Here is a 13852-nt window from a genome sequence, read left to right on the forward strand (position 1 = left end):
TTCGCCTCCGCCGGACAGATTCGCTATATTTAGTAAATGGTGAATCTAACCTCGACGCTCTCACTGCAGGGCTGTGCTCTCCGCTATGACGACAGCGGTGGCGACGGCGTTCCACTGGTGTTCTCGCACGGCGCCGGGGCCGATCACGTGATGTTCGACGCCCAGCGCGAGCACCTGCGCGCCCAGGGGTACCGGGTCGTCATCTGGGACATGCGCGGCCACGGTCTGTCTCGCCCGGCCGGTGTTCGATTCACCGCCGAGCAGGCGATCGCGGATCTGCGCGCGCTCATCGAGCACCTCGCGCTCGACCGGCCTGTGCTCGTGGGGCAGTCCCTCGGCGGCAATCTCAGCCAGGCCGTCGTCCGGCGGCATCCAGACCTCGCCCGGGCGCTGATCGTCATCGATTCGACGTGGAACACCGCACCACTGTCATGGAAGGAGCGACTGCTGGTGAAGGCGGCCGCGCCGAGTCTGTCGATGATCCCGGCCAAGCGCCTTCCGGGCATGATGGCCGAGGCCTCCGCGATGACAGAGCGCGCGCGGGCAGACGCACGACGGGCATTCTCCCAACTGTCGAAGAAGGAGTTCGTCCAGGTGTGGCGGGCGACCGTCGATCTCCTCGACCCGGCCCCCAGCTATCGCACGCCGGTGCCTCTGTGCCTGATCCGCGGTGAGCGAGACCGTACCGGCAACATCGCCGCGGCCATGCCCAGGTGGGCCAGGGCCGAAGGGGTCGAGGAGGTCGTCATCCCCGGCGCGGGTCATATCTCCAACCAGGACGACCCTCACGCGGTGAATGCGGCGATCGAAGCGTTCCTGCGTACGGTTCCGGCATCGAAGCAGGCACGGCGGTGAGCGCGACCCGGCGGCGCGCGTTCGTCACCTCGGTGGGTGACCTGCTGGCCTCATGGAACCTCCCGCACGCGACCGGCCGCGTCTACGGGTTGCTGTTGGTGACCGAGGAGCCGACCTCTCTCGACGCGATCGCCGCCGAGCTCGAGCTGAGCAAGGGGGCGGTGAGCACCGCGGTGCGGCAGCTGGACTCCTGGGGACTCGCCAAGGTGATCCCGCAGCCCGGCAGCCGCAGACTCCTGGTCGAAGCCACCGGGGGGCTCGAGTCTCTGCTGGAAGCAAGCCATTCGCGGGCCAGAACCCTGATCGCCGCCCTGCGCGACGGTGAGACCCTGGTGAACCCCGGCCCCGCGCAGGACCGGCTCCGGGACGTGATCGGGCTGTTCGCCGGCTATGTCGACGCCGGGAACCAGATACTCGGCAGACACCGCCAGTAGCGGCGTCTCGCAGACGATCTCGCGAATCCGCCGACGGCGTCAGCCCTGCTTCGGGACCTCCCGGGAGAAAGGCGGCGAAGGCCGGCAGAGCCTCCCGCGCGGCGTCCGGATACTCACATGTGGCCCGTCACGGCGCGGCGTACTGGTCGTGGCGGGCATACAGCTCGGTCCATTCCTGCTGCGTGAGCTGCCGGCCGGAGGCGACGATCTCGGCGAGCTCCTCGAAGTACGCCTCCCGGGGCGCTCCCGGTGTGAACAGCACCAGCATCGACGCGGGTGCGCCTGAGTCGTTGCTGAAGGCGTGCACCCCGCCCGGTGGCACATACAGGAAGTCGCCCGGTGTGGTGTCCAGCCACCGCTCCCCGTTGTACAGCGAGACGGTGCCCTCCAGGATGAAGAACGACTCGGAGATGGTCCGGTGGAAATGGGCGCCGGGGCCGTTCGGGATCGCCGCCATGTCCCAGCGGTAGAGACCGAACTGGCCCGCGGTCGTCGCTCCGGTCGCGAGATAGCCGACCTGGGACTTGACCCCGATCGTGAGGTCCGGCCGCGTGTCGGCGGGCCGGTAGACCGCGCTGGCGGTGCCGTGATCGGCGAAGTACTGCGGGGGCGGATAGGACATCGGTGTGCTCACCTCGAGCGATGGATCATCTGCGGCTGACCAGATGATCATACGAAGTCGCGGCGGCCCACTAAAAGATCCAATTCTGATCTGTCCCATTGGGCCAACCCTGGCCCGAGCAGAGGTCACGGCCACCACGGCCCCGGCTGCTCCCGGGCGGTGCCGCCCGCGCCGGATGCCCGGTCAGCCGGTACGCGGTGGGATGTTGAAGTTGACGCGGAACATGTTGTCCGGGTCGTAGATCGCCTTCAGCGTGGTCAGCCGGGCGAAATCGTCCGGGCGGTAAGCGGTGCGCACGATGGCGGGGTCGGTGTCCTCGACGCCCAGGAAGTTCAGGTTCGTCCCACCGGTGCTCCATGGACGGATCTCGTCGAGCAGCCGATCGCGCTGCTCGCGGTCCTGCCGGGCCGGGGCCGTCCCGGTGAACAGCGAGAACGCTGCGTCCCTGCCGCCGACGCAGTTGGGCACCTCCGGCGGGCGGCCGTAGGCGCCGCCGAAGTGCCGCAGCTCGGTGATGAACGGGGGCCGGGCGGCCGGCCCCGCGAGGGAGATGAGCGTGGCGACGGCGCCCGGCTCCAGCTCGCGCAGCAGCACGTTGCGGTCGCAGGCCTCGTACGGCGCGCCGGTGGGCTCGTGATGGATGGTGCCGACGTCGGCATACGGCATGTCGCGCACGGTGTCCACCAGCCGCGGACCGAGAGCACGCAGCGGCTCGACCAGCTTCTCGCCGCCTCCCGCGCCGCTGAAGGCGATACGTACATGGGTGACGAACCTGCCGCGCATGGCCGCTGGCGAGCACTCCGACGGCCCGCCTCCGCTCCGCGGCCAGCCGTACGGCGGCGACGACGTCCTCCTCGCGGGCGGCGGCGACGATGTACGCGGGCCGCGACTCGACTGCCCGGTTGAGTCCCACCCGTCCGTCGTCATATCCCTGCTCATCCGGCCCGAAAACCTGGGCCGCAATCATGTTCATGCAGGTCAACCTAGCCAAGTGAGTTACCCCGATCTTGTAGGAATCGGACGCGCGACTCCGCTTGACGAGAGGTCGCCCGCACTGCCTGGACCGGGAACCGTGGTGCCCGGAGGTGAAAGCACCGGAGGCGGGCCGGGATCCGCCCTCCTCGCCGGGCGGTCCGGCCTCAGCTTGCGCTGCGGCCGGACCGCCCGCTTTCTGCAGCGCGAGTTGCCTTGACACCGGCGACAAGGTTCTAGCGTGGCTGCGACAACCGGGTGGCGGAGGTCGTCGACGGATGGCGGGGCCACGATGTCTGCGTGGCGCCGGCCGTGCCGGTCGGTGACCGGCCGTTCATCGCGTCGGCCGACCGGAGGAGTAACGATGAAGTTCGGAATCAGCTACAGCACGCCCTACCACGGCATCGACCCCGACACGATCATGGCCTACGCCCAGCATGCCGAGGACTGCGGCTTCGAGTCGCTGTATGTGCCCGAGCACGTCGCGCTGTACCCCGGCGCGATGGTCGGCCGCTTCGAGCTACCGCCGTCGCTGCCGTACTTCGATCCGCTCGATTGCCTGAGCTTCGTCGCCGCGGCCACCCGCCGGATCCTGCTCGGGACGGGTGTGCTGCTGCTGCCGTACCACCATCCGGTGATCCTCGCCAAGCGTCTGGCGACCGTCGACGTGCTGTCCAAGGGGCGGATGCGGTTGCTGACCGCGGGCCTCGGCTCCCTGCCCGGTGAGGCTCGGGCGATGGGGGTCGACTTCAGCACCCGCGGCCGCCGTGCCGACGAGGCGATCGACGTGATGCGGCTGCTCTGGGCCGGCGGCCAGGACGGTGTCAGCTTCGACGGGGAGTTCTTCACCTTCGATGACCTGTGCCAGTTCCCGAAGCCCTATGGGGTCACCCACCTGCCGATCCACATCGGCGGATCGAGCCGGGCGGCCGCACGCCGCGCCGGACGCCGCGGCGACGGCTACTTCCCCGGGGGCGCGCTCGATCCGAACGAACGCGCCATCCAGATGGACATCGCCCGGTCAGCCGCCACCGAGGCCGGCCGCGACCCGGAAACGCTGGAGTACACGCGATCGGGGTCGATCGACATGACCATCGATCAGGTGGAGGCGTTCGCCGCCCAAGGGGTGACCCGCATCGTCGTTAGTGCCTCCGCCACCGAATCCGACCGGCAACACGAGGAGATGTCCGCGTTCGCCCAGCGGTTCGCCCTCCTCCAGACGAGAAGTGCCGGTTAGCCGAGAAGTTCCGGTGCGGATTGCGAGAGGATTCTTGCGGACAGTGACCTGGGGAAATGCGATCGCTCCCGGTATCCCTCCCGGAACTCTCGCATCCGGTCATTCGTGAGAGGCCGCAGTCGCGCTGAAAACCCGAGGCGCTTCTGTACCTACAAGTATGTACACTCGTTGCATGAGCACTGCGGAACGCCTCATCGAAAGCGCTCGCGAACTGCTGTGGGAACGCGGCTACACCGGCACCAGTCCGAAGGCGATCCAGCAGCGGGCCGGGGCCGGGCAGGGCAGCATGTACCACCACTTCGCCGGCAAGCCGGACCTGGCGCTCGCCGCGATTCGCCGCACCGCCGAGGAGATGCGCGCCAAGGCTGAGGAGCAGTTCTCCGCGTCGGGGACCGCCCTGGACCGCGTCACCGCGTACCTGCGCCGGGAGCGGGACGTCCTCAAGGGCTGTCCCGTCGGACGTCTCACCCAGGACCCGGATGTCATGGGCGACCCGGCGCTGCGGGCCCCGGTCGACGAGACCCTGGCCTGGCTGCGTGAGCGCCTCGCCGAGGTCCTGGCCGAGGGGCGCGAGCGCGGCGAACTGGATGACGCGCTGGACCCGCGGGCAGCCGCCGCGACCGTCGTCGCGGTCCTGCAGGGCGGCTACGTCCTGGCCCGCGCCGCCGGCTCCGTGCAGCCGTTCGACCAGGCGATCACCGGGGTGCTGGGCCTACTGACCGCACATGTCTCCACCATCTGCGCATCGCGCCGGGCGAGTGGCACTGGCGCGGAGCCTCTCCCGCCACTTTCATGACGCACCCGGCCGTCCAGGAAGTAGCCGAGGACGGCACCGAGGCCGAACGCGGCCCCCATGCCCCCGACGCCGAACACCCCGCCGGCTCACCGACCACTCGCCAAGAAAGGCGGCACCCTTCGTGTACGCCAAGCAGTACGAGATCGCTCTGCCTGCCGACTACGACATGAAGATCATCCGCAGGCGCGTAGCCGACGGCGGCCACGTCCTCGACGACCGCGTCGGCCTGGGCCTGAAGGCTTATGTCATCCGCGAACGCGGCGTCGGCGGCTCGCCGGTCAACCAGTACGCCCCTTTCTACCTGTGGAACGACACCGGCGCGATGGCCCACTTCCTCGTCGGCGGCGGCGGATTCCAGAACATCATCCGGGACTTCGGCCGCCCTGTCACCCGCCACTGGACCGCAATCGCCTGCTACGCCGGCCCCGCCCGCTCGGCACCTCCCAAGGCGGCCTCGCGCCGCCTCACCGCCGTACCCTCCGACGCGGCCCCGGACGGCACCGGACCGGGCCTGTCCGCGCTGATCGAGCGGGAGGCTGAACAGCTGCAGCGGCTCTCCCGCCATGACGGCGTGCACACCGCCGCGCTGGCCGTCGACCCCCACCACTGGCAGCTGCTGCGGTTCGTGTTGTGGGCGGACACGTACGCGCCGGACAGGGACGCCACCGAGCGCTACGAGGTTCTGCATCTGTCTGCCCCCGGCCTGGGTGACCTGCGGGAGGGACGGGGCTGGTAGCACCCCGCGCGCCGGTACATCACCGCCGAACGGTCGGCATGGGCGCGACCGCGGGCCGGAAGGTCTCCGCCTCGCGCGGCGAGCACATCGACCTCGCTGCGGCCGCCGAGCAGTTCCTGTCTCCGTAGCGGTGACGCCGATAGAGTTCGTAGCCGGCCACGCGCCGACGACATGGAGGGCTCACGATGTCCACACTCGACCGCGTCGTGCTCAGGCTGCCGTTTCGCGGCACGTGGCTCGCCCGGAACAGTCCCGCGCGGCGTGTGCCGAGCCACGGCACCCACCTGTTCGCCACGACGTACGCCATGGACTTCATCGCGGTACGAGGTCGGCGCACGGCGACCACACGGGACTGGCGCACGCTGCTGTACACAGAGCCGGCGGAGCGGTTCTTCGCCTTTGACCAGCCCATCCTCGCCCCCGCGGCCGGCAGGGTGGTGTCGGTCCACGACGGCGAGGCGGACCACGTGGCGCGGCGCTCGCAGCTCGCGCTGTTGCCCTATGCCCTGACCCAGGCGGCCCGGGTTCGCGCAGGCGCGGGCGCCATCGCGGGCAACCACGTGATTCTCGAGCTGGAGAATCACGGCGGGTACGTCGTGCTCGCACACCTGCGCGCCAGCTCGGTGCGGGTGGGGGAGGGCGAGCCGGTCGTGGCCGGCCAGGAACTGGCCACCTGCGGCAACTCGGGCAACTCCACGCAGCCGCACCTGCACATCCAGGTCATGGATTCCGCCGATCCGTTCGCCGCGCGTGGCATGCCCATGACATTCCGGGAATATCGGGCGTGGCGCCACCCCGGTAGGGCGCCCAACGTGGTCGAGCGGGGCATCCCCAACGAATCGGAGATCGTCGAATCGCTGTGACCCGCCAGATCACAGACGCCCGGACGAGGCCACCACGGCGGATCCGATCCGGCCGGGCGGGGCGGCGGAGCGTCGTTCGGCGCGCGGACGCCGAACGCAGCATCGCCCGCATCGTCTCCGCGGCACGCGAGTGCCTGAGCGGCGATCCGAACGCGAGCGTCGACGACATCGCCAAGGCCGCCGGAGTGGGCCGGATGACGCTCTACGGCCACTTCGCCACCCGGGCGGAACTCGTCGAGGCCGCCCTGGTCGACGCACTGCGCGCCGGCGAGGAGGCGTTGTCGGCCGTCGATCTCACCGGCGACGCCCACGACGCTCTGGCCCGGTTGCTCGGCTCCACCTGGTCCCTCGTGGCCGAGTCCATGGCGTTACTGACGGCGGCCCAGGGAACTCTTCCCGCCGGACGCATCCGCCGGCTGCACGCAGCCCCCGCGCAGCGTGTCGAAGAGCTCATCCGCCGTGGCCGGGACGGAGGCGCGTTCCGCACCGACCTGCCGATCGCCTGGCTGGTCAGCGTCGTGCACCACGTCCTGAAAGGCGCCGCGGAGGAGAACCGCGCCGAGCGCCTGAAGACGGAGGATGCCGCCCGCGTCGTCATCGCGACGGTGCAGTCGCTCCTGTCGCCCCCTGACCGGGCTTCCACGGATCGAGGTGGCGCGAACCTGTAGGCCCGGTTCTCGCTCAGGCGGTGCCATCCGCGAGATTCGGCCGGGGGAGTGCCCGCGCACCCCGCGGGACCTGCGCCGAGCCCTGCTCGGGCGCCGTCGCGGAACGGCACGCCGGCGCCGCGCCCTGGTCAGGTCATACGCCTACGCCAAAGGAGATCTCCGGGGAGTGGCGGGCGCTGCCGTACTGGCCGTCGCCGAGGTAGAAGCGGACGTTCATGGTGCGCTGGGCCGGATCGAACACGCTGCGCCACAGGGTCCGCCAGGGTTCTTCGGGGACGGCCGGCATGGACACGGCGTCCAGCGCCTGGCGCAGGCCGCTGCCCGACAGCGGGCCGGCGGTCTCCTTCCAGGTCGGACATGGTCAACACGGCGGAGGCCAGGCCGTCGTCGGGGATGGTGGTGATGACATAAGGGCGTGAGGCCATTGGCAGCCCGATCCCCATCGGCTGACCACCGCCCAACGTGGCCATCAGATCCGGCGCGCTCAGGGTGAAGAAGTCATAGTTACGGGCGATTCGGCCGCGCCCGTCAGTGGCATGAGGGGGCGGGCACCACGCCGCTGAGCAGGCCGACCCAGCGGGCAGGCCGGAGATGTCGTCCAGGCGCAGGGTGTCGTCGTCGGGGTTGACACCGAAGGCGGCGGCGACCCCGTTGAGACGGGCGTGATGCTGGGGCCAGTTACGTTCGAACCAGGTCCAGCGGGCCCGGTTGATCAAAGGGTCGGTCTCGGTGGGCCGCCACCCGGCATTCGCGCGGGCCTCCTCGGCCAGTGCCCGGCCGATCTGTTCCTGGCTGCCCCGCAGGACCATGTGCCGGACGGTCATGAAATCGCGGTGGCCACCGGCCACGACGGAAATCTCGTTCATGTCGCCCACCCTTGAGCACCGCACTGATCAACGGCTGACCAACCGCTGACCATTCGGATTTCAGCGCCGTGCCAGCGCCAGCACGCTCAGTCCGAACATCAGGACGCCCAGGGGGAGATGGACCAACGGTATGTGCGCGATGCCGAGCACGACCTGGACCGAGGCGAGGACGAGGAAGCCGGACGCGTGCCAGACGGGCCGGGGCGAGCCGCCGCCCGGCTTCCACGCCAGCACCGCCGCGAGCACATACAGCATCGACGCCCCGTACATCACGCGGGCTCCGACACTGTGCAGCGTCTCTCCGTAGGACGAAGTCAGCAGCAGTCCTGCGGAGACCGCTTGAAGGAAGATGGTCAGGGGCTGCAGGGTGATGGCGATCTGCAGAAACGAGAAGCGGCGCTGTGCCGTCGCCTGGGTTGCCATGCCACGGTCCCCTTTTCCGCCCGGAGGCAGTAGGTCGATAAGGTCTCACCAGCCCGACGACGCGGGCCTGCGAAAGGTAAGGCGAGGAGGCGGACGGGAGCATGGGGGCGGCTGGGACGAGCGCCGATGAGATGGCCGGCGAGCGACGCCAACTGATCAATGTCGCCTACCGGCTGCTCGGTTCACTGGCCGAGTCCGAGGACGCCGTGCAGGAGGCCTACGCGCGCTGGTACGCGCTGCCACGAGGTCGGCAGGACGAGATCGTGTCCCCCGGCGCCTGGCTGACGACGGTGACCGGCCGCATCTGCCTGGACGTGCTCGGCTCGGCGCGGGCCCGGCGTGAACGCTATGTCGGCGCGTGGTTGCCCGATCCGCTGCCCGACCGCGCCGAGTGGGACCACGGTCATGGCGCAGATCCCGCCGACCAGATGGTCCTGGACGAATCGGTGACCATGGCCTTCCTCGTCGTCCTGGAGTCGATGACACCCGCCGAGCGGGTGGCGTTCGTCCTGCACGACGTCTTCCGGTACCCCTTCGCCGAGATCGCCGGCATCCTCGGCCGGACCCCTGCGGCCTGCAAGCAGCTCGCGGCCTCCGCCCGGCGGCGGGCGCGCGTCGCGCGGGCTCCGGTGACGGCTGCCGGGCAGGCCGAAGCGGTGCGGCAGGTCAAAGAGGCATGGGAGACCAAGGACATCGCGGCCCTCGTCGACCTCCTCGACCCGGCCGCCGTGATGACCGCCGACGGCGGCGGCATGGTCGGTACCGTCCTACGCCCGATCGAAGGCGGCGCGCGCATCGCCCAGTACATGGTCGCCCTCGCCGGCAAGGCTCCGGGGCTCGAACTCCTGGAGCGGTCGGTCAACGGTGTGCCGGGCCTGGTGGCCCGGCGTGCCGGCGTCGTCATGGTCGTAGCCTCGTTCGATGTCGCCGACGGCCGCGTCACCCGGATCTGGGTGGTCCGCAATCCGGAAAAGCTGCGGCCGTGGGCGCGGGGCACGGACCTGTCCGGTCACGGGGCGGGTTCACCACCAAGCTCCACCTGAGCGCGGACGGACGCTGTCGCCCGCTCCACGTTCTCGGGGAAGGGCTACAGCGCGATCACGATGTAGCCGGTGATCGTCATTCCCCCGATGCCGAACATTGACGCGGCGTCAAAGTCAACCGGAAAAGCGGCACCGCCGAATCGGTGCTGTGCCGGCGAACGCGTCATGGGCCGGGTTGAGCGGCGGCGCCACCGGTTCAGCCGGCGGCGGTGAGCCGTGCGGTGATGGCCGGGCCTTCCTCGCGGATCCAGGCCTCGGCGCGCGGGAGCCGGTCCTTCACGCCTCCGTCCCACATGCGTCTGAACACGGGATCGGTCTCGGCGGCGGCGCGCATGTTGACGTGGAAGCGGCCGATCATGCGAGTGGCTACGGGGACCAGGGCGTGGCGCTGGGGCGCGGTCATGCCGTAGGCGTCGGCGAACACCGCGACGCGGTGGGGGATGTCGAGGTCGACGAAGGCGGGCGCCCTGTCCTTCGGGTGCAGCAGGGGCGCCCACCAGTACAGGGCGTTGGCGAGGTCCTCGACTCTCGTGGTGGGCTTGGCGAGGTCGAAGTCGATGAGAGCGACGGGCAGGTCGTCGCGGAAGACGACATTGCCGGGGCAGTAGTCGCGGTGACTGACCAGCGGGGGCCGGCCGTCGGGAGTCGAGGTCGTCATCCGCGCTCCGGGGATTCCTCCCCATGTCGCGTCCGCGGGCGGCACCCAGCCCTGGGCGGCGTCGTGCAGGCGGCGGATGAGCCGGGCGAGTTCGATCAGGACCTCTTCGACCGCGGTTTCGGGTGGGAGTGGTTCGCGGGGAACCTCGCCGGAGACGAACGAGAGGACCTCGCGGCCCTGGTCGTCGAGGCCGAGCGGGACCGGAGCGTCCGAGAAGCCCGCGGTGTGCAGGTGCGCCAGGTAGGCCTGAACCGTCAGGGTGAAGGGTCGCACCGGCCGGCGGACGGTGTTTCCCACCCGCACGATTCCCCGCGTGACACCGTCGCCCGTCAGCGGCTCCTCATCGAGATGGCCGGCGTCGCGGTTCGGATCGGTCATGAGGCCCCTCTGTCCGTGGGTGTCGACCATCTGAGGCCCGGCGTCGAAGCAGCCCCATCGCGCGTTCCCGCGCAGCGGCCGGTGAGGCCAGGCGACCTCCACTCCCATCGTGGAACACGGACATTATCGCGGGAGCGCACCCTCAGGGGAGGCGTGGAACCGGAGAGGTGCACGGCTTCCTGGGCCCGAACGGCGCCGGGAAGTCCACGACCATCCGCATCCTGCTCGGCCTGATGCGTGCGGACTCCGGTGCGGCGAGTCCCCTGGGCGGCGACCCCTGGGCCGACGCCACCGACCTACATCGCCGCCTGGCCTACGTGCCCGGCGATGTGACGCTGTGGCCCAACCTGTCCGGCGGCGAGGTGATCGACCTGCTGGGACGGCTGCGCGGCGGGATCGACGCACAGCGCAGGAAGAGCCTGCTCGAGCGGTTCGAGCTCGACCCCCGTAAGAAGGGCCGCGCCTACTCCAAGGGCAACCGGCAGAAGGTCGCCCTGCTGGCCGCCGCTGCCCACGCGCTGTCGGCCCGCCGCGACCTCGCCGCCGGCCTGCTGCCGCCCCGGCTCGGACCCGCCACGGCGGCGCCCGGCCTGCGCAGCCCGCTGGCCCTGGCCTGGCAGCTGCACCGCGGCCAGGTCGTGGGGTGGTCCGTGGGCTTTGCCGTGGGCGGCCTCGCGCTCGGCGGTGCCGTCTCCGGTGGACTGGAAGGCCAGATCGACCTCGGCACGGCCGCCGGTCTCGGATACGGCCTGAGCACCGGCGACCTGGGCAGGCTTCCGCAGGTGCTCGGGGCAGCCCTGGTCTACCTGCCCGCGGTATGGGTGATGACCGGGATCGCGGCGGCCCTGGTCGGCCTGCTGCCACGTCTCGCGATGGCCGGTTGGGGCGTCTGGGTGGGGTTCATCCTGCTCGACGTGTTCGGCATGCTCGGGCAGGTCGACGAGAAGCTGCTGGACATCATCCCGTTCACGCACGTGCCCTGGGTCGTGCTCGGGCAGATGTCGACGGCTCCGCTGGTGGGGTTGACCGCCGTCGCGGCCGTCCTGGCCGCGCTCGGCGTCGTCGGGCTGCGCAGGCGCGACCTCGCGTGATCAGCCGTCCTTCGGGACCGTGTTCAGCTCCTGCCACTTGTGCATCAGCCTCGGAACCTCGCTGCGCAGGAAGGCGAAGAAGCGCTCGATCTCCTCCAGCCGCGCGCCGGCCGGCGTATCGGGGCTGAACACCGCCAACCCGTCGTGCGCGCCTTCCTCGAAGCGGCGGTACACCTCATCGCTCGACAGGGCCGCCTTGTACCAGGCGGACTGGTCGACGCGGTAGTGGTCGCGGCGCTGCCCCGGATCCCGCTCGCGGGTGATCATCCCGACGCGCATCAGGTATTTCACCGCTCCGGAGATCGCCGGAGGCCCGACCCGCAGTTGCCCGGCGAGCTCGGCGGCGGTGCGCCTGCCCTCCTCGGAGGTCAGGATCGCAGCGAACACGCGGGCCGCCATCCGGGGGTAGCCGGAGTCGGACATGATCATCGCGAAGCGTTCCAGGAACCGCGTGGCCGCGGTCTCCTGATCGCCGCCGGTGTCGAGTGTCTCGGCCATCTGTGCCTCTCCGCGTCGCCTCCGCCTGGTCCGGCCGAGTTTACGCAGACTCTATGGTTTTGAAATTTCGTGAATCGAGGAGAAGCACTTGCTCGAAGAGGCCCCCACCCGGATCCGTGTCACCAGCCGCCAAGTGACTCCGTGTGGTCAGGTCTCCTGTCGGTGGGCAACCGTCATGGGCGGCCATCCGGTTCGGTGCCGGCCCGCCGTGACCTGGGCAGGTAGTACAGGCCGAGGCCCAGCCCGGTGGTCAGCAGAGCGAGCCCGAGAGCGATCACCGCGACAATCGTGGGCCATTGGAGATGCCCGGGCAGGTGCAGAGCCAGGAACCACGAGCGCGTGACCTTCCCGGTGGTCAGCATGAGCGCGGGCACGATGCCTTGGGCCACCAGGGGCACCCAGCACAGGGTCAGGCTCACCGCGAAGTAGGCGGGGGCGGCGGTCGCCGCGGTGAGAACCAGCACCAGGAGCACCTGGGCGAAGTCGGTGCCGTTCTCCAGGAGGTTGCCGCCTCTGCGGTGGGGGTCGGTCATGGGGACCGGCCGCAGGACCGACACCAGCACGGTCACGCCCGCGCCGCCGCCCAGCAGCGCGGGGACGAGCGCGGCCAGCCAGGGCCACAGGTCGTACTGGCCGGTGAGAGCGAGCATGATGAGGGTGAGGGCGACGGTCGGCGGTGCGGTGATCAGGAGCCAGGCGAGTTGGCGGCCGCGGATGTCGTGGCGGGCGGCGCCGGGGATCATCATCTTGCCCCAGAGTTCGGTGCCGTCCTCGCCGTACAGGTTGGCGGAGATGGCGGCGGTCCACAGGGCGAAGACCAGGCCGGTCCAGGGCAGGAAGACCGGTGCGCCGATGGCCAGCGGGAGCAGGCAGAACACCAGGGCGTAGCACAGGTAGTGCAAGCGCATCAGGTCTCTGGACCAGGTGCGCAGCTCCCTGGCGGCGACCGCGGTCATCGGGCCTGTGGCCCACCCGCTGGAGGTGGCCCGGGCCGGGCGTCCGCTCGGACGCCGGGTGGTCAGGCGCCGCTTCAGCCTCCGTTGGGACCGGCCAGGCCGAAGAACGATCCGCTCGGCACGGCCCGCTCTACCAGGCCCTGCTGGGCGAGGCCCAGCACAATCCCGCTGTCGCCGCCGACCTCAACGACCGCTTCATCACCCCTCAGGCGGAGAAGACCGTCGCGCGGCTGAGGAAGGCCCGCGACCAGGGGCAGCTGTCACCCGACTTCGACCTGGACGTGGCCATGGACATCCTGTCGGGCCCGCTGTACTTCAGGGTCCTCATCACGCAGCAGCCTCTGACACACGACTACGTCGACCGCATGCTCGACGCGCTGTTCACCGGGATGGGGCCGAGCCCTGAGACCGGCGCGGGGATGTAACCGTCCGCCGCAGCCGAGCCCCGCTTCCCTGCGGGCCGGCCGACGCCATGCCGGATGTCGCCGGAGACCGGCCTTGAGCGGCGGCGCCGTCGCCGGGGGGCCGGGCTGACCGGGGTGAGGGCATGCGCACCGAGGACGCCGTCCGTGCGCATGGCGTCGTCGCCGGGCTGCTGGGCCTCTGGCGGAGGGCGTTCGACGAGCACCGGACGGCGGACCTCGCCTCGTTGTGGTGGATGGGGCGTGGTGATCCGAGGAACGCGGAGGGGAGCGGCCGTCGCCGTCGCTGCCGTCGGGCGGGGTGCGTGGCAGTGGGACGACGCCGGGCGGGACG

17 protein-coding genes and 1 pseudogene are annotated in these 13852 nt (G+C 70.4%); 10 read left to right on the forward strand and 8 right to left on the reverse strand.

From position 1 onward, the window contains the following. Positions 1 to 117 precede the first annotated feature (117 nt). Both BM085_RS03540 and BM085_RS03545 read left to right on the forward strand, forming a co-directional pair. Positions 118 to 855 (forward strand): alpha/beta fold hydrolase, encoded by a 738-nt coding sequence (locus tag BM085_RS03540; RefSeq protein ID WP_245789096.1) that lies wholly within the window; start codon positions 118 to 120, stop codon positions 853 to 855. Further along, positions 852 to 1289, forward strand: coding sequence for a GbsR/MarR family transcriptional regulator (locus BM085_RS03545; RefSeq protein WP_093885579.1), 438 nt, complete (start codon positions 852 to 854; stop codon positions 1287 to 1289). Before BM085_RS03540 ends, BM085_RS03545 begins: the two co-directional genes overlap by 4 nt. A gap of 127 nt (positions 1290 to 1416) precedes the next feature. Here the strand turns inward: BM085_RS03545 and BM085_RS03550 are convergent, their stop codons facing one another. Both BM085_RS03550 and BM085_RS03555 read right to left on the reverse strand, forming a co-directional pair. Beyond that, positions 1417 to 1911, reverse strand: coding sequence for a cupin domain-containing protein (locus tag BM085_RS03550; protein WP_093885580.1), 495 nt, complete (start codon positions 1909 to 1911; stop codon positions 1417 to 1419). A 183-nt stretch (positions 1912 to 2094) separates the two neighbouring features. Continuing rightward, a complete protein-coding gene (locus BM085_RS03555; protein ID WP_177244938.1) occupies positions 2095 to 2694 on the reverse strand; it encodes a BBE domain-containing protein in 600 nt (199 codons plus the stop codon). Between the two features lie 553 nt (positions 2695 to 3247). Between BM085_RS03555 and BM085_RS03560 the strand changes: the two genes are divergently transcribed. The 5 genes from BM085_RS03560 (at position 3248) to BM085_RS03585 (ending at position 7183) form a co-directional block, all read left to right on the forward strand. Then, a complete protein-coding gene (locus tag BM085_RS03560; RefSeq protein ID WP_093885582.1) occupies positions 3248 to 4120 on the forward strand; it encodes a TIGR03619 family F420-dependent LLM class oxidoreductase in 873 nt (290 codons plus the stop codon). A gap of 172 nt (positions 4121 to 4292) precedes the next feature. Then, positions 4293 to 4916, forward strand: coding sequence for a TetR/AcrR family transcriptional regulator (locus BM085_RS03565; protein ID WP_245789097.1), 624 nt, complete (start codon positions 4293 to 4295; stop codon positions 4914 to 4916). A 121-nt stretch (positions 4917 to 5037) separates the two neighbouring features. After that, positions 5038 to 5652: a DUF4865 family protein gene (locus BM085_RS03575; protein WP_093885583.1), complete on the forward strand. Its 615-nt coding sequence runs from the start codon at positions 5038 to 5040 to the stop codon at positions 5650 to 5652. Between the two features lie 185 nt (positions 5653 to 5837). Then, positions 5838 to 6515, forward strand: a complete 678-nt coding sequence (locus BM085_RS03580; RefSeq protein WP_093885584.1) for a M23 family metallopeptidase — start codon at positions 5838 to 5840, stop codon at positions 6513 to 6515. After that, positions 6512 to 7183: a TetR/AcrR family transcriptional regulator gene (locus tag BM085_RS03585; RefSeq protein WP_245789098.1), complete on the forward strand. Its 672-nt coding sequence runs from the start codon at positions 6512 to 6514 to the stop codon at positions 7181 to 7183. Before BM085_RS03580 ends, BM085_RS03585 begins: the two co-directional genes overlap by 4 nt. A 128-nt stretch (positions 7184 to 7311) precedes the next feature. Here the strand turns inward: BM085_RS03585 and BM085_RS03590 are convergent, their stop codons facing one another. Then, complete coding sequence (locus BM085_RS03590) at positions 7312 to 8049, reverse strand: C45 family peptidase (protein ID WP_218158584.1); 738 nt, start codon at positions 8047 to 8049, stop codon at positions 7312 to 7314. A gap of 60 nt (positions 8050 to 8109) precedes the next feature. Then, positions 8110 to 8472 (reverse strand): hypothetical protein, encoded by a 363-nt coding sequence (locus BM085_RS03595; RefSeq protein ID WP_093885585.1) that lies wholly within the window; start codon positions 8470 to 8472, stop codon positions 8110 to 8112. 101 nt (positions 8473 to 8573) lie between these two features. Here BM085_RS03595 and sigJ point away from each other — a divergent pair, with 101 nt between their 5' ends. Beyond that, a complete protein-coding gene (sigJ, locus tag BM085_RS03600; RefSeq protein WP_093885586.1) occupies positions 8574 to 9515 on the forward strand; it encodes an RNA polymerase sigma factor SigJ in 942 nt (313 codons plus the stop codon). A 44-nt stretch (positions 9516 to 9559) separates the two neighbouring features. Here the strand turns inward: sigJ and BM085_RS46705 are convergent, their stop codons facing one another. Then, on the reverse strand, positions 9560 to 9682 hold the full coding sequence (locus tag BM085_RS46705; RefSeq protein WP_281249812.1) for a hypothetical protein: 123 nt from the start codon (positions 9680 to 9682) through the stop codon (positions 9560 to 9562). A gap of 29 nt (positions 9683 to 9711) precedes the next feature. Beyond that, on the reverse strand, positions 9712 to 10551 hold the full coding sequence (locus BM085_RS03605; protein ID WP_093885763.1) for a phosphotransferase enzyme family protein: 840 nt from the start codon (positions 10549 to 10551) through the stop codon (positions 9712 to 9714). Positions 10552 to 10673: 122 nt separating this feature from the next. Here BM085_RS03605 and BM085_RS03610 point away from each other — a divergent pair. Next, positions 10674 to 11063, forward strand: a pseudogene (locus BM085_RS03610) (ATP-binding cassette domain-containing protein); the annotation flags it as partial. A 579-nt stretch (positions 11064 to 11642) separates the two neighbouring features. On the opposite strand, the gene BM085_RS03615 reads toward BM085_RS03610, so the two are convergent. Continuing rightward, entirely contained in the window at positions 11643 to 12140 is a 498-nt protein-coding gene (locus tag BM085_RS03615) for a GbsR/MarR family transcriptional regulator (RefSeq protein ID WP_093885587.1), read from the reverse strand. A gap of 173 nt (positions 12141 to 12313) precedes the next feature. After that, positions 12314 to 13096, reverse strand: coding sequence for a hypothetical protein (locus tag BM085_RS03620; RefSeq protein ID WP_177244921.1), 783 nt, complete (start codon positions 13094 to 13096; stop codon positions 12314 to 12316). Between BM085_RS03620 and BM085_RS03625 the strand changes: the two genes are divergently transcribed. Beyond that, positions 12985 to 13521 carry a TetR-like C-terminal domain-containing protein gene (locus BM085_RS03625; RefSeq protein WP_093885589.1) on the forward strand — a complete coding sequence of 179 codons (537 nt, stop codon included), beginning with the start codon at positions 12985 to 12987 and terminating at the stop codon, positions 13519 to 13521. The two genes, BM085_RS03620 and BM085_RS03625, sit on opposite strands and share 112 nt — an antisense overlap. Positions 13522 to 13852: the final 331 nt, after the last annotated feature.

The organism is Streptosporangium canum (assembly GCF_900113865.1).
Classification (GTDB): Bacteria; Actinomycetota; Actinomycetes; order Streptosporangiales; family Streptosporangiaceae; genus Streptosporangium; species Streptosporangium canum.

Coding starts and splice junctions, on each gene's coding strand:
- BM085_RS03550 (WP_093885580.1), bottom strand. CDS start 1,911: ATGTCCTATCCGCCCCCGCAGTACTTCGCCGATCACGGCACCGCCAGC.
- BM085_RS03555 (WP_177244938.1), bottom strand. CDS start 2,694: ATGCGCGGCAGGTTCGTCACCCATGTACGTATCGCCTTCAGCGGCGCG.
- BM085_RS03560 (WP_093885582.1), top strand. CDS start 3,248: ATGAAGTTCGGAATCAGCTACAGCACGCCCTACCACGGCATCGACCCC.
- BM085_RS03565 (WP_245789097.1), top strand. CDS start 4,293: ATGAGCACTGCGGAACGCCTCATCGAAAGCGCTCGCGAACTGCTGTGG.
- BM085_RS03580 (WP_093885584.1), top strand. CDS start 5,838: ATGTCCACACTCGACCGCGTCGTGCTCAGGCTGCCGTTTCGCGGCACG.
- BM085_RS03590 (WP_218158584.1), bottom strand. CDS start 8,049: ATGAACGAGATTTCCGTCGTGGCCGGTGGCCACCGCGATTTCATGACC.
- BM085_RS03595 (WP_093885585.1), bottom strand. CDS start 8,472: ATGGCAACCCAGGCGACGGCACAGCGCCGCTTCTCGTTTCTGCAGATC.
- sigJ (WP_093885586.1), top strand. CDS start 8,574: ATGGGGGCGGCTGGGACGAGCGCCGATGAGATGGCCGGCGAGCGACGC.
- BM085_RS46705 (WP_281249812.1), bottom strand. CDS start 9,682: ATGACGCGTTCGCCGGCACAGCACCGATTCGGCGGTGCCGCTTTTCCG.
- BM085_RS03605 (WP_093885763.1), bottom strand. CDS start 10,551: ATGACCGATCCGAACCGCGACGCCGGCCATCTCGATGAGGAGCCGCTG.
- BM085_RS03615 (WP_093885587.1), bottom strand. CDS start 12,140: ATGGCCGAGACACTCGACACCGGCGGCGATCAGGAGACCGCGGCCACG.
- BM085_RS03620 (WP_177244921.1), bottom strand. CDS start 13,096: ATGACCGCGGTCGCCGCCAGGGAGCTGCGCACCTGGTCCAGAGACCTG.